We start from the raw sequence: 18,086 nt of genomic DNA, 5'->3' as shown, positions 1-18,086 counted from the left end.
CGCCGGGCCCGGGTCAGGCCGCGTTATCGCGGCGGATGTAGGGGGCCTCGCCCGTTTCGTGATCCGTGGCGTCGCGCACCGCCGTCACACCGGGCACCTTGCTCATCAGCGTCTTCTCGATGCCCTGCTTCAGGGTCACGTCGGCCATGCCGCAGCCGTGGCAGCCGCCGCCAAAGCGCAATATCACCACGCCATCCGCCGTGACTTCCTGCACCGCGACGTTGCCCCGGTGCGAGGCGAGCTGTGGATTGATTTCCTGCTCGACGATCCAGTGCACGCGCTCGACCAGCGACGCGCTGTCCGCCGGGGCTTCGCCCTTGATCTTGGGCGCACGTATCTGAAGCTGGCCGCCGGTCGCCTTGGTCTCGTAATCGATCTCGGCGCCGTCGAGGTACTTCACGCTCGAAGCGTCCAGCCACAGCGTGAAGCCATCGCAGTCGATGGCCCATTCGTCGCCCTGAAGGTCGCCGGGCTCGGCGAACTCCAGCCGGACGTCGGCCCGCGGCGTGCCGGAATTGACCGCCGCCAGGCGGACGCCAAGGCCGGGCAGGCCTTCGCGTTCGATCAGCTTGCGGAAGTGGCTCTGGGCGGATTCGGAAATGTTGATCATGGCGCTATTCTAACGAGGTCCGCGCGACCGTATGGCGCGCCCGCATTCCACTGCCGCCACCGATGTGTTCCGTTCAGTCGGCGCGCCCCGCCAGGAAACCAGCATGAACGACCTCGTCCCTCTCGCCCAGGCCCACTGTACTCCCCGTCGCGGCAGCGAGCACCGGCTCAGCGAGGCGCGCGTGCGCGAGCTGCTGCCGCAGATCCCGGGCTGGGAACTGGCCGAGGACGGGCACGCCCTGACCAAGACGTTCCAGTTCAAGAACTACTACGAAACGATGGCGTTCGTGAACGCCCTGGCGTTCACGGCCCATCGCGAGGACCACCACCCCGACCTTGGGGTGCACTACAACCGCTGCGTTGTGCGCTACTCGACCCACGACGTCGGCGGCCTCAGCGAGAACGACTTCATCTGCGCCGCCAAGGCCGAGGAACTGTCGTCATGAATGCCAAAGCTGCATTGCCAGGCACGGCGCTGGCAGCGCTCCTGCTGCTGGGCGGATGCGAGAAGGCGCCGGAACCCGCTCCGGTCACGACCAGCCGTCCGATGGCGATCGACACGCCGCCGCCGGTCTACCCGGCCGAACTGGCCTGCGACGGCACCGGAGGCCAGGTCGTGCTGATGCTGACCATCGGCGTCGAAGGCAAGCCGACCGAAGCACGCATGTTGCAGAGCAGCCGGATTCCCGCGCTTGACGCCGCGGCGCAGGAAGCCGTGCGCAACTGGCGCTTCGAACCTGCCAAGGTCAACGAAAAGCCGGTGCCCGCCAAGATCAACGTGCCGATCACGTTCTCTCCGCCCAAGGTCCGCCCGGCGGAATGCTTCGTCCTCGACGAAAAAAAGCGCAAGGACAAGCTCTGAGGCGCCCGACCTGACGCCTCCTTCGCGTCAGGACAGCCGGTCGAGGACGTCGACCAGCTCGCTCGCCAGCGGAGCGTTGAGCAGATACGGCTCGCGCCCGCCATCGAGCGCGAACTCCAGCGTCGAAGCGTGCAGGAACAGGCGCTTCAGCCCGAACTGCTCGCGCAGCTTCTTGTTGACGACCGGATCGCCGTACTTGTCGTCCCCCGCGATCGGGTGCCCGATGTGCTGGGCATGCACGCGGATCTGGTGGGTGCGCCCGGTTTCGATGCGCACCTCGCAATAGGACTGGCCACCACGACGTTCGAGCACCTTGAAGTGGCTCAGCGACGCCTTGCCCGCTGGGTTGACCTGCACGTGGCGCTCGCCGCCCTGGCGTAGCCCGACATGCAGCGGCGCGTCCACCGTCATCACTCCGTCCGGCATGCGGCCGGTCAGCAGCGCCAGGTAGCGCTTGGCGATGCCACCGTCTTCGCGCATCAGGGCCTGCAGTTCGGTCAGCGCCGAGCGCTTCTTGGCGATCACGAGCAAGCCGGAGGTATCACGATCCAGCCGGTGGACCAGTTCCAGCGTGTGTCCCGGGCGCAGGGCGCGCAGGGTTTCGATGGCACCGAAACTGATCCCGCTGCCGCCGTGGCTGGCGACGCCAGAGGGCTTGTTCAGGGCCAGCAGGCGCGCGTCCTCGAACACGATTGCCGCGTCCAGCGCATCCATGAACCCCTTCGGCGGTGCGGTTTTCTCCCCGGTTTCGGAGAGTCGCACCGGCGGAATCCGGACCTCGTCGCCCGCAGACAGCTTGCGTTCGGCCTTGGCTCGGCCGCCGTTCACGCGCACCTGGCCGGACCTTACGAGCTTGTAGACCAGCGAGCGCGGCGCGCCTTTGAGCTGTCCAAGGAGGAAATTGTCCAGGCGCTGCCCGTCGCGATCTTCGGGAACGCGCACGGTCCGCGCCCCGGGGGGCGCCGTTGAGGAAACTGAATGGGTCATCCTGGGAGGGTTATCTGTTACACTCGCGACGCGAGATAAGGTTTTGATTTCGCAGGAAGTTGTAACGATCAGGCCGAAAGCCCTTTCCTGCGATTCCGGTCCGCGTCTAACCACTGCCCACGGGGCAGCCATGTTAGCAAGCGCAGCCCGGCGGAACCGGCCCTCGCGCGGCGGGTCCAACCCACCGTGATGAACACGTCCCGGGCGGCGTTAGCGCCACCGGCCTGCAATGCGAACAAGAAAATATTGAAATAGCGCTCCCGCGGCGTGCCGTGGTGTCGTAGCGCTGGAAAACTTGAAGCCGCCGCTGCGGGCCCTCCCGCGCAGGTCGGCTTGCGGTATCCAGAGGCGAAACGCCCACGGCGTTCCGCGGCCGCAGGACGCGCATGCGTTCTGCGCCGGACCACGCGCAGGAGCGCGCGAGGAACGCAAAATGAAGCGAATGCTGATAAACGCGACGCAGGCGGAAGAACTGCGCGTCGCCATCGTCGACGGCCAGACCCTGTACGACATCGATATCGAACAGCCGGCCAAGGAACAGAAGAAGTCCAACATCTACAAGGGCCGCATCACCCGGCTCGAACCCTCGCTTGAAGCCGCCTTCGTCGAATACGGCGGTGAGCGCCATGGCTTCCTGCCGCTGAAGGAAATCTCCCGCGACTACTTCCAGGCGGGCGTCGACCACAACAAGGCCGGCCTGCGCGAACTGCTGCGCGAAGGCCAGGAAGTCGTGGTCCAGGTCGACAAGGAAGAGCGCGGCAACAAGGGCGCCGCCCTCACCACGTTCATCTCGCTGGCCGGCCGTTACATGGTGCTGATGCCGAACTCGCCGACCGCCGGCGGCGTCTCGCGCCGCATCGAGGGTGAGGACCGCGCCGAACTGAAGAGGGCGATGGATGCCCTGAACATCCCCGACGACATGGGCGTGATCATCCGCACGGCCGGCGTCGGCCGCGATGCGGAAGAACTCCAGTGGGACCTGGATTACCTGCTGCAGGTCTGGAAGTCGATCGCCGAGGCCGCGCTGACCAAGCCGGCGCCGTTCCTGATCTACCAGGAAAGCCGCCTGATCATCCGCGCCCTGCGCGACTACATGCGCCCGGACATCGGCGAGATCCTGGTCGATACCGACGAGATGTACGCCGAAGCAAAGGACTTCGTCGAGCAGGTCATGCCGCACAACCTGCGCAAGCTGAAGAAGTACGGCGATGACACGCCGCTGTTCAACCGCTTCCAGATCGAATCGCAGATCGAGAACGCCTACGAGCGCGAAGTGCGCCTGCCCTCCGGCGGCGCCCTTGTCATCGACCAGACCGAGGCGCTGACCGCGATCGACGTCAACTCGGCGCGCGCCACCAAGGGCGGCGACATCGAGGAAACCGCGTTCAACACCAACCTCGAAGCAGCCGAGGAAGTCGCGCGCCAGATGCGCCTGCGCGACCTCGGCGGCCTGGTGGTGATCGACTTCATCGACATGGCGTCGAACAAGCACCAGCGCGAAGTCGAGAACCGCCTGCAGCACGCCCTCAAGCAGGACCGCGCACGCGTCCAGATCGGCCGCATCTCCCGCTTCGGCCTGCTCGAGCTGAGCCGCCAGCGTCTGCGCCCGTCGCTGGGCGAATCCAGCCAGATCGTCTGCCCGCGCTGCGAAGGCCATGGCCGCATGCGCAGCATCGAGTCGCTTTCGCTGTCGATCCTGCGACTGGCCGAGGAGCACGCGATGAAGGAGAACACCGGCCAGGTGCTGGTGCAGGCTCCGACCGAGATCGCCAACTTCCTGCTCAACGAGAAGCGCCGTGCGCTCAGCGAGATCGAGCGCCGCCACGACTCGCCGATCGTCATCGTCGCCGACGAGCAGTTGCATACCCCTCACTTTGAAGTCACTCGCATCCGCGAGAACGAACTGGGCGAGGAATCGAACAAGCCGAGCTACCTGCGCGGCACCCCGCGCAAGCTGCCGACCTACGCGCTGACCAAGGCGCACCTCAACATTCCTGCCGCCCCGGTCGTGACCAACGTCAAGCCGGCGCAGCCGGCTCCGATGCGCGAACCGCGCGAAACGCCGGCCGCCGCCGTCGCGCCCGCCCCCGCTCCGGTGGTGGCCGCGCCGACGCATTCGATCGGCATGGTCGAGCGCATCCTGCGCTTCTTCCGCGGCTCGCAACCCGCCGCCACGACACCTGCGCCGGCTGCTCGCCAGCAGGAGAACCGCGACCGCAGCGAGCGCGGCGACCGCAATCAGCGTCGCGACCGCAACGAGCGCCAGGGGCGACGCGATGAGCAGCAGCGTCGCGAAAAGCCGCAGCAGGCCGGCGGCCAGCAGAACCGCCAGCAGCAACAGCAGAAGCAGCCAAAGCAGCAGTCCGAACAGCAGCAGAAGCAGCAGAAGCCGCAGGCCGAACAGCAGCAGCCGAAGCAGCCGAAGCCGCAGGCCCAGCCGCAACAGCAGCAGCCTCAGAACGAGGACCGCAACCAGCAGCGCCAGCGCCAGGAACCCAAACCTGCCCAGGCGCCCAAGCCGGAAGCGGCCGTCGCGGCCAAGCCTGCCGCTGTCGCGCCCGTCATTGCGGATGCCGCGCCGGCTGTCGCGCAAGCCGCTGCCGAGACGGTCGAGGCCGTGAAGGTCGAAGTGGTGAAGGCGGAAGCCGCCGTGATGACCGAAGTCAGCACGACCGCGCCCGCTTCCGGGCAGGGCGGCGCTGATGGAGCAGCCGGTGAAGGCAGTGGACGCCGTCGTCGCGGACGCCGTGGTGGTCGCCGCCGTCGCCGCGGTAGCGCTGCAGGCACCGAGGCCGCGAACGGCGAATCGCAACTGCACGCGGACGATGGCTTCCTCGACGAGGAAGACGACATGATGGAGGGCGGCGAAGCCGACGAAGCATCGGCAACGACGGCTGAGCCTGGCGTCCAGCGTTCCCAGCCCGAGTTCGACTTCGACGACGTCCCGGCCCCGAAGTCCGAGCCCACTCCTGCTCCCGCCCCGGCAGCCTCGGCTCCAGTGGTTGCGGTCGCGGCGCCTGCCGCGCTCGCCGCGGCAGTGACCGAGGCCGTGCGCCACGCTGCCCCGGTAGCCGCGGTGCCGCCGGTACAGGAAGCTCCGGTGGTCGCTGCCCAGCCGAAGCCGGCGCCGGTGGAGGAAACCGTGGAAGTCGAGCAGACCGAGGTCTCGCCGGAAGTGGTTCCGCCGCCGACGGTGGTCGAGGAAACCGTCGTCGAAGAGACGCCGGTCGCCGTACCGGTCGAAAGCGAGCCGACGCGTGCTCCGGAAGATGCGGCCCCGGCCCAGACTGATGCGGCCGCCGTCGTCGAACCGGCTTCCGCTCCGCCCGCGAGACCCATCCCGCAGACCGGCAGCCTGTTCGATCAGCCGGAAGCTCCTGCCGATGCCGCGGTGTCGGGTGCGGAGCTGGCTGCAGACGAGCACGAAGGCGACGAGAAGACCGAGCGTCACGCCTGACAGGCATCGTCAAACCCGTAAAGAAAAAAACAGGCCGCGAAAGCGGCCTGTTTTTTTGCTCCAGCCACGCTCAGATCGCGTTGGCCGGATCCAGCAGTCCGTACTGCCCCGCCATCCTCGCGAGCGCGATGTTGTCGTGGATACCGAGCTTCTCGAACAACCGCGTCTTGTGCGTATTGATCGTCTTGGCACTCAGGCACAGGCGCTTGGCGATGTCCTCCTGGCGCAATCCCTGTACCAGCAGCAACGCGACTTCCAGTTCTCGCGGCGACAGCTCATCGAAGGGTGAGCCGTCGCCATTGATGCCGGCCAGTGCCAAGTGCTGCGCGATGCTGCTTGCCAGATAGCGCTTTCCGCGCGCGACGTCGCGCACCGCCCGCACCAGTTCGCCTGCATCCCCGCCCTTGCCGACGTACCCGGATGCACCGGCCTCGAGCAGGCGTCTGGGCATCGGCCCGTCTTCAAGCACCGATACAATGATCACGCGCGGCCCCTGGTCCATCTTGACCACGCGTTCGGTGACCTCGAGCCCGCTCACGCCAGGCAGGTGCAGGTCGCACAGGACGACGTCGGGCCTGAGCTTGCGGATCATCGGCAAGGCCTGTTCACCGGTGTCGGCATCGCCGACCACTTCGATGTCGGTTTCCGCAGACAAGATCATGCGCATGCCGGTTCGCACTAGCGCGTGGTCGTCGACGATGAATACACGGATGGTCATCCTGATCACTCCCTCTTCCTTGGGTGCAGTCGAGGCTACTGACCCGCAGCATGGCGCGCAACCAATGGCACATTCGCCCCACGTGACACTGTGCACACTGCCCCTTTAACCAGGAAGGAGCCTGCAATGTCCCCCAAGCCCACGTTCCTCGCACTTGCCGCGGCTGTCACGCTGGCGCTGGCCGCCTGCACGCACGCACCCGCCGACACGGCCTCCGCTGCTCCCGCGGCTGCGACCGCAACGTCCGCAGCCGCCGCGTCCTGGCTGGCCACCGTGGAGTCGATGGCCCAGGCCACCGATAACGCCGGACGCCGCCAGGCGATCGGGCATCGACTCGATGCGATCGGATTGAAGTGGCACAGCCGTACGTTCAAGGCGGGCGAACATGAAGGCCACAACCTGTTCGCCGATGTCAGCGGCGCGGCCGACGCACCGTTGCTGTTGATCGGCGCGCATTCCGATCGTGTCGCCGTGGGACGTGGCGCGACCGACAATGCATCCGGCAGTGCCACCGTGCTGGCACTGGCCGAGCGCTTCAAGCGCGAGCCGCTGCGCAATCATCGCGTCGTGGCCGCGTTCTGGGACCTGGAGGAAATGGGCCTGCTGGGCGCCAAGGCCTACGTGTCCGACAACAGCGAGAAGCCACAGCTCTACGTCAATTTCGACGTGTTCGGCTGGGGCGACACGGTATGGATGATGACGCCCGAACCCACCGGGCCGCTGGTGTCCGCAAGCGAAACCGCCGTCGCCGCGCACGGCCTCAAGCTTTCAGCCGGACCGCAGTATCCGCCCACCGACCACCTGGCCTTCCTCAAGGCCGGCTGGCCCGCCGTGTCGTATTCGCTGATCGGCAACGACGAGATCGGGCCGATCCTCGCGGCATATGCGGGCGAAAAACCCAAGACGCCGGCCAAGGTGATGCGAGTAATCCACAGCGACGCCGACGTCGTTGCCGAGATCGACGCACAGCAGGCGGTGCGTGGCGTCGACGCGGTCGAGGATGCATTGCGCCGCTGGGATGCCGCCAGCGCTGGTGCGCAAAAAGCGAAATAACATCGCCGTCCGAAAATGGCGGGCGCCACCGCATCGCGCGGGTGATGATGCCCGCGCCCCCCCCTCGCATCGGAGAACAAACGCATGGATACCGCTTCCGGCTTCGAAAGCTTCCGCCGCCTGCACCAGGACGGAATACTGCTGTTGGCCAACGCCTGGGACGCCGGCACGGCGCGCCTGATTGAAAGCCTGGGAGCGAAGGCCATCGCCACGACCAGCGCAGGCGTGGCGTGGTCGCACGGATATGGGGACGGCGATCATCTGCCGGTGACGCGGCTGGCGGCGACCGTGGCCGACATCCTGCGTGTGATCCGCGTTCCGCTGACGGTGGATGTCGAAGGCGGTTACTCCGACGATCCTGCGACGGTGGCCGACACCGTCGCGCGCCTCGCCGATGCCGGCGTCGCGGGCATCAACCTGGAAGACGGCGCCTCCCCGCCCGACCTGCTCTGCGCGAAGATCGAGCACATCAAGCGCGCTTGCGCGCGTGCAGGCACGAACGTCTTCATCAATGCACGCACCGATATCTACCTGCGCGCGCTGGCCGCTCCCGGCGCGCGCGTCGAGCCCACGCTTTCGCGTGCAGCCCGTTATCGCGACGCAGGCGCGGACGGCCTGTTCGTGCCGGGCCTGGCCGACCGTGACGAGATCGCCGCCGTCACCGCCCAGGCAGGCCTGCCGCTCAACCTGTTGCTGCGACCACAGCTTCCCGATATCGACGCACTGGCTTCGCTCGGTGTTCGCCGCCTGAGCGCGGGCTCGGACCTGGCGGAGTTCGGTTACGGCCAGACACGGCATCTGGCGGAGACGTTTCTTCGAAGCGGACGGCTCGATGCCGGTGCAACCACGGCGATGGACTATGGCGCGCTCAACAAGCTGTTCGAGAGCCGCTGAAAGCCGTGCTGACCGTTAGCTGGCTCAGAAAAAACGAAGCCCGCCGAAAGGCGGGCTTCAAGCATCCGTGGCGGAGAGAGTGGGATTCGAACCCACGGAAGGTTTGACCCTTCGGCGGTTTTCAAGACCGCTGCCTTAAACCACTCGGCCATCTCTCCGGTGATCCGCCTTGCGGGCGGCCGCGCATTCTCTCACGCCTGCGAGGGAATGCGAGGTTCGGCGGTCGCGGCCCCCGTCGCGGCCTTGATCCCTTCCGGGCACGGTGCGCCCTTGATGTCGCTGCATTGCAGGCGGGCCGATTCGACCAGGGCCGGCGCCTTCTCGGCGATGTAGTCGATGAAGACGCGGACCGCCGGCAACAGGCCGCGGCGCGACGCAAACACGGCGTGGAAGATGCCCTGTGGCAGGCGCCAGTACGGCAGGACCACTTCGAGTTCGCCACGACGCACCGCGTCGCCGCAGATCGTTTCCGGCAGCAGCGTGATACCGACGCCCTGCTGCGCGAGCGCCATCAGCATCGGAAAATCGAAGCCCATCACGCGCGGCTTCAGTTCGACACGGCGCACGTCGCCGTCGGGACCGTGCAGTTCCCAGCGCTGGCGCGCATCGTCCTCGCTCATGCTGAGCGTGACGTGGTCGGAAAGTTCGTCGGGGTTCTGCGGCCGGCCCATGCGGCGCAGGTAGTCCGGACTGGCGACCAGCAGTTCCTGGATCTGGCCGAAGCTGCGCATCACCAGGCTCCCGTCATCGTCGAGCTTGGAGCGCACGCGCAGGGCGACGTCGATGCCTTCGTTGATGATGTCCACGCGGCGGTTGCTGACCAGCAGTTGCACGCGCACCTGCGGATAGCGCGCCAGGAACTCCGGCAACAGCTTGGGCATGTGCTGCTGCGCCAATCCGACGGGGACGCTGACCCGGATCACACCACGCGGCTCGGCACTCAGCCGGTCGACCACCTCATGCGCGGCCTGCGCCTCGGCCAACATCGACTGGGCATGCCGGTAGACGCTGTTCCCCACGTCAGTCACGGCGAAGCGGCGGGTGGAACGCTGTAGCAGGCGCACGCCCAGGTCGGTCTCGAGCTGGCTGATGCGCCGGCTCAGTCGCGACTTCGGAATACCCAGTGCGCGCTCGGCCGCGGCGAATCCGCCGTGGTCGACCACCATCGCGAAGTAATAGAGGTCGTTGAGGTCTTGCATGGCATAATTCCAAAATCGGAACGGTTAGTGGTATTGGACCAGCTTTATCCCACGGGGGCAACAACCTAACTTGATCTCCAACGCGGCGCCCGCCGCATCCAGCCAAAGAGGCCCCCCCATGAAGCTCCTGCACCTCGATTCCAGCGCCCTCGGCGCCAATTCGGTGACCCGTGAACTGAGCGCGGCGGTCGCCGCCCGCTGGCAGGAGGCCCACCCGGGGCTGACCGTCGAATACCGCGACCTGGACAGCAACCCGATCCCCCACCTGACCGGCCGTTCGCTGGCCCAGGCCGATGCCGCCGAGGCTGCTGACGCTGCCGCCGTGATGGATCAGTTCCTGTCTGCGGATGTAGTGGTGATCGGCGCGCCGTTTTACAACTTCGGAATTCCCTCGACGCTGAAGGCCTGGATCGACCGCGTCGCGGTGGCCGGCAAGACCTTCAAGTACGACGAGAACGGCCCGAAGGGCCTCGCGGGCGGCAAGCGCGTGGTTGTCGTCAGCGGTCGCGGCGGCATCTACGGCGACTCCAGCCCGGCCGACTTCCAGGAGGCCTACCTGCGCCACGTGTTCGGCTTCCTCGGCATCACCGATATCGAGATCGTCCGCGCCGAAGGCGTCGCCTATTCGGACCAGCATCGCGCCGACGCGCTGGCTGCGGCCCGCGCCTCGCTGCCGGAGCCGCTGCGCGCTGCTGCCTGAGCCTGACCCGCTCGACCGGCTTCCTCCCTCCCCAGGATGCGCCGGTCGCGCAACGGGCCCGCAATGCGGGCCCGTTTTTTTACTTCCGGTGGGATGCGCGCATCAGCCGATGCAGTCGATCCCGCCCATGTACGGGCGCAGCACGTCCGGGACGGTGATCGAACCGTCGGCGTTCTGGTAGTTCTCCATCACCGCGATCAGCGCACGGCCGACCGCGACACCCGAGCCATTGAGCGTGTGCGCCAGCTCCGGCTTGCCAGTCGCCGGATTGCGCCAGCGCGCCTGCATGCGCCGCGCCTGGAACGACTCGCAGTTGGAACAGGACGAGATTTCGCGATACGTGTCCTGGCTGGGCAGCCACACTTCCAGGTCGTAGGTCTTGGTCGCCGCGAACCCCATGTCGCCGGTGCACAGCAGCATGCGGCGGTAGGGCAGACCGAGCTTCTCCAATACGACTTCGGCACAGCGCGTCATGCGCTCGTGCTCGGCATAACTGTTTTCCGGCGCGGTGATCGACACCAGCTCGACCTTCTCGAACTGGTGCTGGCGGATCATGCCGCGCGTATCGCGACCATGGCTGCCGGCTTCGGCGCGGAAGCACATCGAATGTGCGGTCATTCGCATCGGCAGCGCGTCGGCCTCGACGATCTCGTCGCGCACGATGTTGGTGAGCGGCACTTCCGAGGTCGGGATCAGGTAACGCTTGTGCGCATGCTCGCCCTCGCCCACGGTGGTGGCGAACAGGTCGTCCTCGAACTTCGGCAGCTGGCCGGTGCCGCGCATGCTGTCGGCGTTGACCAGCAGCGGCACATTGGTTTCCTGGTAGCCGTGGTCGCCCACGTGCAGGTCGAGCATGAACTGCGCGAGCGCACGGTGCAGGCGCGCGATGGGGCCGCGCAGCACGGTGAAGCGGGCGCCGCTGAGCTTGGCCGCGGTGTCGCCGTCGAGCCAGCCATTGCGCGCGCCGAGCTCGACATGGTCCTTGACAGCGAAGTCGAAGCTGCGCGGCGTACCCCAGCGGTGCTGTTCGGCGTTGTGCGCTTCGTCGTTGCCCAGCGGCACGGATTCGTGCGGCACGTTGGGGATGGTCAGCGCAATCGCCTCGATGTCGGCGCGGATCGCCTCCAGTCGAGCCTCGCTGGCCTTGAGCTCGTCGCCGAATCCGGCCACTTCCGCCATCAGGGCGGCGACGTCCTCACCCTTGGCCTTGGCCTGGCCGATCGCCTTGGAACGCGTATTGCGCAGGTTCTGCAGTTCCTGCGTGCGGATCTGGATCTGCTTGCGCTCGGCCTCCATCGACTCCAGCGCACTCGCGTCGAGTTCGTAGCCACGGGTCTGGCGCAGGCGCGCGGCGAGTTCGGCGGGGTTGTGGCGCAGCAGGTTCGGATCAAGCATGGCAGTGGATGGATGAGGGGTGATCGAGTTCGCGATTATCGCGTGTAAAGGCGTCCCGGGGCGACCAGGTTGCCCAACCGTTAACCCGGTTCCGCGCAGAATCCGGAGGATTCCCGCCCTCGGAGCCCGCATGCCGGCCACGTCCCCTGCCCCGTCACGACACAGGTTCCAGTTCCAGGATTGGCAGCCGTCTGCGCGATCCCTGCTCTGGGTGCTGGCAGCCTTCGTCGCCGGACTGGTGCTGTTCGCGCTGGCGACTTCCGGGGATCGAGCCCCTGGGTCCTCTGGCGCCACCCTCGCCTTGCCCACCGCGGCCGGCCCGGACTATGCGCCCCTGCCGACGCCGCTGCCCGGCGAGCGCGACGGTGCCAGCGGCATGGGCAAGACCCCGGAAATGCACGAAAACGCAGACAAGCCTCGCTTGGTCGAGGCCGCTCCGGCCCCGCACGCTCCGGAAGTGGCAGCAGCCCATCCGGCCCCGGTCGCTACCGCGCTACGCGACCCGAAGCCGATCCCCGGCCAATCCCCCGCGCCGCGCTACCCGGCGGCGGCGTTGCGGCGCGGCGAGAGCGGAACCGTCACGGTGCGTGCCGAAATCGGCGTGGATGGTGTTCCCGATGAGGTCAGCGTCGCCACCAGCAGCGGCTCGCGTCTGCTCGATCGCGCCGCCATGGACGCCGTGAGGCGCTGGCGGTTCACTCCCGCGATGCGCGACGGCGAAGCCGCCACCGGCACGATCGCCGTGCCGATCACCTTCGAAGCCAGCCGCTGAGCCGTCAGGACTTCGCCGTGGCGCGGCGACGGATCAGCCCATAGGCGATACAGCACCCGAACAGTATTTCCAGCGGGGCGCGCGAGTACTCGAATCGCCACAGCAGCGAATCGAAGGCGTTGGCCACCAGCACGATGCCGAAGCACCCACCGAACACCCAGAGCGTGGCCGTCGTGAGGAGGCCCGCTCGCCAGGCCAGCACCAGTTCGCGCATCAGCAGCGCGAACACAAGCATCAACAGCGTCGCTCCCACCAGCCCGATTCCGACGAGCGTATCGAGATAGGCGTTGTGGAGATGCACGTGTGGCACACCGGTGTCGAACCTGGCTTTCTCGATCAAGGTATGCGTGGTTCGCATGCCCCAGCCGAGCCACGGTCGCTCATGCCACTTCTCCATACCCAGTTCGTAGAGCTGCATCCGGACACTCACGGCCTTGATGGCCACGACATCGGACTGCGCAAGCCCGGGCGGCGTGGGCGCGACCTGTGCCACAGGCTTTACCGGTGCCTGAATCGCCTCGTTTGCCGTCGATGCGATGGCCTGCTCGGCAGGCGGAGCGCTGGGCGCACCCACAACTTTTCCTGCAGCGGGAGACGGAGCCGGTACAAGCGACGCCTGCTTTGCTTGGGCCGGCGCGTCCACGGCCGGAACTGTCGTTGACTCCACATCCAGCAGCCGGGTAGCCGTCGAAAGCCTCACCGACAGGATGTCGCGTCCGCCGAACAGCAGTACCGCGGTTGTGACCACCACCATCAACAACGGCGGCCACGCCTTTGTCGAAAAACCGCGTCCGCCGCGCATCCACCATAGCCCGACAGCGACGATCGGCAGTGTGACCGCGAACGCCAGCCAGGCGCCCCGCGACTGCGAGATCAGCAGCGCACACAGGCACCCCAGATAGGCGACCAGGAACCCGGCGATCAGGGTCGCTCTACGTTCGCGCGTAGGGCGACGAAACCAGAGCGCGGCCATCATGCACACCGCGAGCCATCCCGCGACGGCGGCCAGCTGGCCGGCAAGGTTCTCGGGAATGCGGAAACTCGGCCTCAGCTGTCCATCGATCACCGCGGCGAGGTCGGTCCAGGGCATGAAGATCAATACGCTGGACAACAGGCCGAGCACCATCAGGACGAACAGATACGGGATGGCCCTGGGCACAAGGGACAGCCACCAGCCGAGAAAGCAACTGAAAGCCCCCAGACGGACCAGCTTGCTCGCCGTGGTGAGTTGTTCCGGGAAGCCCCACGCGGGATCCGCGGGCTCCACCCAGGTCACATAGGCAGCCTGCAGCACCAGGAAGCCCGAAAACACGAGCACAGCCTGCGCCGCCGGCTGTGCGGCCAACTCACGCCAGGGACGCACGCCCGCCATCAGCAGCGCGACCAGCAGCATGTACCCGCCATGCTCCGGCCTCAGCTGCCAACCGAAGTTGGTCATCGAAAAAAAAGCCATGAACGCCATCGCCGCCATGGCCAGGCGCATCAGCCAACCCGGCACGTCCAACGGCAGATCGGGCAGACGCAGGCGTGCGCCCCTTCTCCGGGTACGGCTGCCAGCCTCACCGGACTGCGGAATACCTGGCGCGTAATCGTTCACGGCGGTGCTCGTCGATGCCGGCATGTCAGGTCCGGTCATCTCAAACTACCTGTTGGTTATTGCAGGGCATGATTTCCTATCACATCCATCCTGTACGGCCGTGAATCACGGCTTCCTTGTCCTCCGAAGGCGCCAGCCGGCCCTCCCTTCGGGTCGAAACTCTACTCCAAACAGCGTGTTCGATCCGAGAACGTCATCAGTTCTCGGCTTCGACACCCACTTGCATGCCAATCCCGCGCGCCAGCACCTCGAATCCCGGGAACGAGGTCGCGACATTGGCGATGTCATGGATCCGGACGTCGGCACTGGCGCATTGCGCCGCCACCGAGAAGCTCATCGCGATGCGATGGTCGCCGCGGCTGTCGATCGCGCCACCTGTCAGCCTGCCCGGAACGATGGTGGCGCCATCGGGATGCTCCTCGACCTCGATACCCAGCGCACGCATGCCTGCCGCCATCGCGGCGATGCGATCCGACTCCTTGACGCGCAGTTCGGCGGCGTCGCGGATGACGGTAGCGCCTTCGGCGCAGGCTGCGGCGACGAACAGCGCCGGAAACTCGTCGATCATGTCCGGCACCAGTTCTCCGCCGATCTCGATGCCCCGCAGCTGCGCATGCCGCACGACGAGATCGGCGACCGGCTCGCCGCCCGCCTCGCTCACGTTTTCCTCGCGGATATCGGCTCCCATCCAACGCAATGCGGTGAGCAAACCGGTGCGCCGCGGGTTCATGCCGACCGCCTCCAGCCGAAGCTCCGAGCCTGGAACGATGCTCGCCGCCACCAGGAAGAAAGCCGCTGACGAGAAATCGGCGGGCACGCTCACGGTGCGCGCCTGGAGCCGATGGCCGCCCTGCAGGCGGGCAAACCCGGATGCGTACTCGATTGGCCAGCCAAACGCAGCGAGCATGCGCTCGGTGTAATCGCGTGTCGGGTGTGGCTCGCGAACCACCGTCTCTCCCTGCGCATACAACCCCGCCAGCAGCAGGGCGGATTTCACCTGCGCACTGGCCACCGGCAGCGTGTACTCGACGCCCCGCAACGTTCGTGCGCCCTCGATGCGCAGCGGAGGCAAGCCACCGGGTTCCGAAGCGATGACGGCCCCCATGCGTTCCAGCGGCTCGATCACGCGGCGCATCGGCCGCTTCGAAAGCGACTCGTCACCAACCAGCAGACTGTCGAATGCCTGACCGGCCAACACGCCTGCCAGCAGGCGCATGCCGGTACCAGCGTTTCCGCAGTCGAGCGGGCCGGTACTGCCCGTCAGGCCGTGCAGGCCGACACCATGGACGATGCGTTCGTTGGCGCTGGGAGTCTCGATGCGCACGCCCAGTTGCTCGAACACCCGCGCCGTCGCCCGCGTGTCCTCGCCTTCGAGGAAACCGGTGACGTGCGTCGTACCTTCGGCAAGGGCGCCGAGCATGATCGCCCGGTGCGACACCGACTTGTCGCCCGGCACACGCAGGCTGCCGCGCAGAGGACTGCCGCGACGGGCGTTCCAGGCCTGCGGCGGCGTGCTCATTCCAGCACCGCGTCGATGGCCGCCAGCAGGCGACGATTCTCGTCGTCGGTACCGACAGTGATGCGCAGGCAGTCGGCGAGCCCATAGCCCGCCATCGGCCGCAGCACCACGCCCCGCGACACCAGCGCGGTCTCGATCTGCGCTGTACGCGGGCCGAACTCGGCCAGTACAAAATTGGTCTGCGACGGATAGACCTTCAATCCTCGCGATGCCAAAGCTGCGCTGAGAGCGGCTCGCTGCCCGGCATTCTGCGCGCAGGCCCATTGCTGGTGCTCGTCGTCGCCCAGCGCCGCCTCGCAGGCGGCGAGTGCCGGACCGTTGACGTTGAAACTCTCGCGCAACCGCTCCATTACCGCGACCAGACCGGGCGCGCCAATGAGGTAACCCACGCGCAATCCGGCCAGCCCGTACGCCTTGCTGAAGGTTCGAGTCAGTACCAGGTTGGGATGCGAGGCCAGCCAGGGCAGCGCAGTCGCCGCGTCCGAGTCGGCATCGGCCATTTCGGCATAGGCCTCGTCCATCACGACGATGACCTCGCGCGGGACGCGGGCCATGAACGCCGCGAACGCTTCCCGTCCAAACCAGGTGCCGGTCGGATTGTTCGGATTGGCCAGGTAGACCAGCCTGGTCTGCGCGGTAATGGAGGATGCGATCGCTTCGAGATCATGGCCAAGCGGCATCAGGAGATGCTCGCGCGGCAGCGCTTCGACCACGCGCGCGGTGGCACCGGCGGCCTGCGTCGACAGCGCGAACACGGCAAATCCGTAGCGCGAGAACACGACCTCGTCACCCGGTCCGGCAAACACCTGGCCCAGCAGCATCAGCAACTCATGCGATCCATTGCCCAGCAGGATCTGCGACGTCAGCACGCCATGCTTCGCCGCCAGCGCCCGCTTCAAGTCGCCACCGAGCGGATCGGGATAGCGATGGATCGCGTGCAACTGCTCGACGATCGCCTGCCTGGCCGCAGGCGACGGGCCGTAGGGATTCTCGTTGGACCCCAGCTCGACCAGCTGCGATTCGCCGAATCTGCGGCGCAATGCCACCAGGTCGTGCCCCGGATCGTAGGCGCGCAGGCGTTGCACGCCCGGTTGCGCACGTGCCGCGAACCAGGCCTCGTCGAAATCGGCGCGATCGTCGCTGCCGTGGATCGCTGGCGCGCTCATGCGATCGCGACCGGGTACGAGCCCAGCACCTTCACTTCCTGCGCGTACTCGTCGAGTTCGTCGACTGCATGGCGCATCGCTTCCTCATGCACGTGACCGCTGACGTCGATGAAGAATGCGTACTGCCACAGGCCGGTGTGGCCGGGCCGCGACTCGATGCGGTTCATGCTCAGGCCGTGCTTCGCGAACGGTGCCAGCACATGGTAGAGCGCGCCGGGCTGGTCCTTGATGAAGACCAGCAGCGAGGTGCGGTCGTTGCCCGAGGGCGGAAACAGCTCGCGACCGATCACCAGGAAGCGCGTGGTGTTGTCGGGCCGGTCCTCGATCGGCCCAGCGACGGACTTCAGGCCGTAGACGTTCGCGGCACTGATGCCGGCGATGGCCGCGGCGTCCTCGGCATTGCGCGCCCGGCGCGCCGCTTCGGCGTTGCTGGAAACCGGGATCTTCTCCGCCTTGGGCAGGTACTGGCGCAGCCATGCCTTGCACTGGGCGAAGGATTGCGGGTGCGAGTAGACGCGTTCGATATCCTCGATTCGGCCGTTGCGCGAGAGCAGGTGCTGGTGAACGCGAAGTTCGACCTCGCCGCAGATCTTCAGCTTCGAGGTGAGGAACATGTCCAAGGTCGACTGGATCGTGCCCTGGGTGGAGTTCTCCACCGGCACCACGCCGAAGTCGGCATGGCCCGCCTCCACTTCCTGGAACACCTCTTCGATGCTCGACAGCGGCAACCCGTGGATCGAATGGCCGAAGTGCTTGTAGACGGCCTGCTGCGAGTGCGTGCCTTCCGGCCCCAGGTAGCCAATCTTCAAGGGCTCCTGCTGCGCCAGGCAGGCCGACATGATCTCGCGGAACAGCCGCACCAGCACTTCGTCGTTGAGCGGGCCATCGTTGCGGTCGACGACACGGCGCAAGACCTGGGCCTCGCGCTCTGGCCGGTAATAATCGACCGCGGCGGCCAGCTTGCCCTTGGCCTTGCCTACCTGGTTGGCGAACTGTGCGCGCTCGGCGATCAGCTCCTGGATGTGGCGATCGATGCCGTCGATGCGCTCGCGCAGCGTGGCCAGGTCCAAGCCTGGTTGCTCCGGCGCCTTTTTCTCGGCGGGTTGCTTCGTTTTAGGAGTCTTGCTTTTCATTGTCCCGTTACCTTACGCGGCCGCA

At 66.8% G+C, this 18,086-nt stretch carries 15 protein-coding genes, 1 tRNA gene and 1 pseudogene; 7 read left to right on the top strand and 10 right to left on the bottom strand.

What is annotated here, in order from left to right; genetic code table 11:
- Positions 1 to 13 precede the first annotated feature (13 nt).
- Positions 14 to 610 (bottom strand): NfuA family Fe-S biogenesis protein, encoded by a 597-nt coding sequence (locus IU514_RS12050; RefSeq protein ID WP_194931358.1) that lies wholly within the window; start codon positions 608 to 610, stop codon positions 14 to 16.
- A 103-nt stretch (positions 611 to 713) separates the two neighbouring features.
- On the opposite strand from IU514_RS12050, the gene IU514_RS12045 reads away from it, so the two are divergent.
- Together IU514_RS12045 and IU514_RS12040 are read left to right on the top strand one after the other, a co-directional pair.
- A complete protein-coding gene (locus IU514_RS12045; RefSeq protein ID WP_194931357.1) occupies positions 714 to 1,055 on the top strand; it encodes a 4a-hydroxytetrahydrobiopterin dehydratase in 342 nt (113 codons plus the stop codon).
- Positions 1,052 to 1,471 (top strand): energy transducer TonB, encoded by a 420-nt coding sequence (locus IU514_RS12040; protein WP_194931356.1) that lies wholly within the window; start codon positions 1,052 to 1,054, stop codon positions 1,469 to 1,471. The genes IU514_RS12045 and IU514_RS12040 overlap by 4 nt, the downstream gene beginning before the upstream one ends.
- 27 nt (positions 1,472 to 1,498) lie before the next feature.
- Here the strand turns inward: IU514_RS12040 and IU514_RS12035 are convergent, their stop codons facing one another.
- Positions 1,499 to 2,458 (bottom strand): RluA family pseudouridine synthase, encoded by a 960-nt coding sequence (locus tag IU514_RS12035; RefSeq protein ID WP_194931520.1) that lies wholly within the window; start codon positions 2,456 to 2,458, stop codon positions 1,499 to 1,501.
- Positions 2,459 to 2,900: 442 nt separating this feature from the next.
- Between IU514_RS12035 and IU514_RS19230 the strand changes: the two are divergent.
- Positions 2,901 to 4,722: pseudogene (locus IU514_RS19230) on the top strand (Rne/Rng family ribonuclease); the annotation flags it as partial.
- Positions 4,723 to 5,985: 1,263 nt separating this feature from the next.
- On the opposite strand, the gene IU514_RS12025 reads toward IU514_RS19230, so the two are convergent.
- Positions 5,986 to 6,633, bottom strand: a complete 648-nt coding sequence (locus IU514_RS12025; protein WP_194931355.1) for a response regulator — start codon at positions 6,631 to 6,633, stop codon at positions 5,986 to 5,988.
- Between the two features lie 126 nt (positions 6,634 to 6,759).
- Here IU514_RS12025 and IU514_RS12020 point away from each other — a divergent pair, with 126 nt between their 5' ends.
- Both IU514_RS12020 and IU514_RS12015 read left to right on the top strand, forming a co-directional pair.
- Positions 6,760 to 7,686 carry a M20/M25/M40 family metallo-hydrolase gene (locus IU514_RS12020; RefSeq protein ID WP_194931354.1) on the top strand — a complete coding sequence of 309 codons (927 nt, stop codon included), beginning with the start codon at positions 6,760 to 6,762 and terminating at the stop codon, positions 7,684 to 7,686.
- Positions 7,687 to 7,770: 84 nt separating this feature from the next.
- Entirely contained in the window at positions 7,771 to 8,580 is an 810-nt protein-coding gene (locus IU514_RS12015; RefSeq protein WP_194931353.1) for an isocitrate lyase/PEP mutase family protein, read from the top strand.
- 68 nt (positions 8,581 to 8,648) lie between these two features.
- Here IU514_RS12015 and IU514_RS12010 read toward each other — a convergent pair.
- Together IU514_RS12010 and IU514_RS12005 are read right to left on the bottom strand one after the other, a co-directional pair.
- A tRNA-Ser gene (locus tag IU514_RS12010) sits at positions 8,649 to 8,738 on the bottom strand.
- Positions 8,739 to 8,771: 33 nt separating this feature from the next.
- The gene (locus tag IU514_RS12005; protein WP_194931352.1) at positions 8,772 to 9,779 is read right to left on the bottom strand and encodes a LysR substrate-binding domain-containing protein; all 1,008 of its coding nucleotides are present in this window, start codon (positions 9,777 to 9,779) and stop codon (positions 8,772 to 8,774) included.
- A gap of 118 nt (positions 9,780 to 9,897) precedes the next feature.
- Between IU514_RS12005 and IU514_RS12000 the strand changes: the two genes are divergently transcribed.
- Positions 9,898 to 10,479: an FMN-dependent NADH-azoreductase gene (locus IU514_RS12000; protein WP_194931351.1), complete on the top strand. Its 582-nt coding sequence runs from the start codon at positions 9,898 to 9,900 to the stop codon at positions 10,477 to 10,479.
- A gap of 102 nt (positions 10,480 to 10,581) precedes the next feature.
- On the opposite strand, the gene serS is transcribed toward IU514_RS12000, so the two are convergent.
- Positions 10,582 to 11,874, bottom strand: coding sequence for a serine--tRNA ligase (gene serS, locus IU514_RS11995; protein ID WP_194931350.1), 1,293 nt, complete (start codon positions 11,872 to 11,874; stop codon positions 10,582 to 10,584).
- Positions 11,875 to 12,004: 130 nt separating this feature from the next.
- Here serS and IU514_RS11990 point away from each other — a divergent pair, with 130 nt between their 5' ends.
- Positions 12,005 to 12,646, top strand: coding sequence for an energy transducer TonB (locus IU514_RS11990; RefSeq protein ID WP_194931349.1), 642 nt, complete (start codon positions 12,005 to 12,007; stop codon positions 12,644 to 12,646).
- Between the two features lie 4 nt (positions 12,647 to 12,650).
- Here the strand turns inward: IU514_RS11990 and IU514_RS19155 are convergent, their stop codons facing one another.
- From IU514_RS19155 to pheA, 4 genes are all read right to left on the bottom strand, one after another.
- Positions 12,651 to 14,243: an O-antigen ligase family protein gene (locus IU514_RS19155; RefSeq protein WP_194931348.1), complete on the bottom strand. Its 1,593-nt coding sequence runs from the start codon at positions 14,241 to 14,243 to the stop codon at positions 12,651 to 12,653.
- A gap of 196 nt (positions 14,244 to 14,439) precedes the next feature.
- The gene (gene aroA / locus IU514_RS11980) at positions 14,440 to 15,762 is read right to left on the bottom strand and encodes a 3-phosphoshikimate 1-carboxyvinyltransferase (protein ID WP_194931347.1); all 1,323 of its coding nucleotides are present in this window, start codon (positions 15,760 to 15,762) and stop codon (positions 14,440 to 14,442) included.
- Positions 15,759 to 16,928, bottom strand: a complete 1,170-nt coding sequence (gene hisC, locus IU514_RS11975; RefSeq protein ID WP_194931346.1) for a histidinol-phosphate transaminase — start codon at positions 16,926 to 16,928, stop codon at positions 15,759 to 15,761. The genes aroA and hisC overlap by 4 nt, the downstream gene beginning before the upstream one ends.
- Positions 16,925 to 18,061 (bottom strand): prephenate dehydratase, encoded by a 1,137-nt coding sequence (gene pheA, locus IU514_RS11970; protein ID WP_194931345.1) that lies wholly within the window; start codon positions 18,059 to 18,061, stop codon positions 16,925 to 16,927. The genes hisC and pheA overlap by 4 nt, the downstream gene beginning before the upstream one ends.
- Positions 18,062 to 18,086: the final 25 nt, after the last annotated feature.

Source organism: Lysobacter niastensis, assembly GCF_015453285.1.
Taxonomy (GTDB): domain Bacteria; phylum Pseudomonadota; class Gammaproteobacteria; order Xanthomonadales; family Xanthomonadaceae; genus Lysobacter_J; species Lysobacter_J niastensis.
The sequence above is the reverse complement of the archived record's forward strand: the minus strand, read 5'-3'. Positions and strand labels throughout refer to the sequence as shown.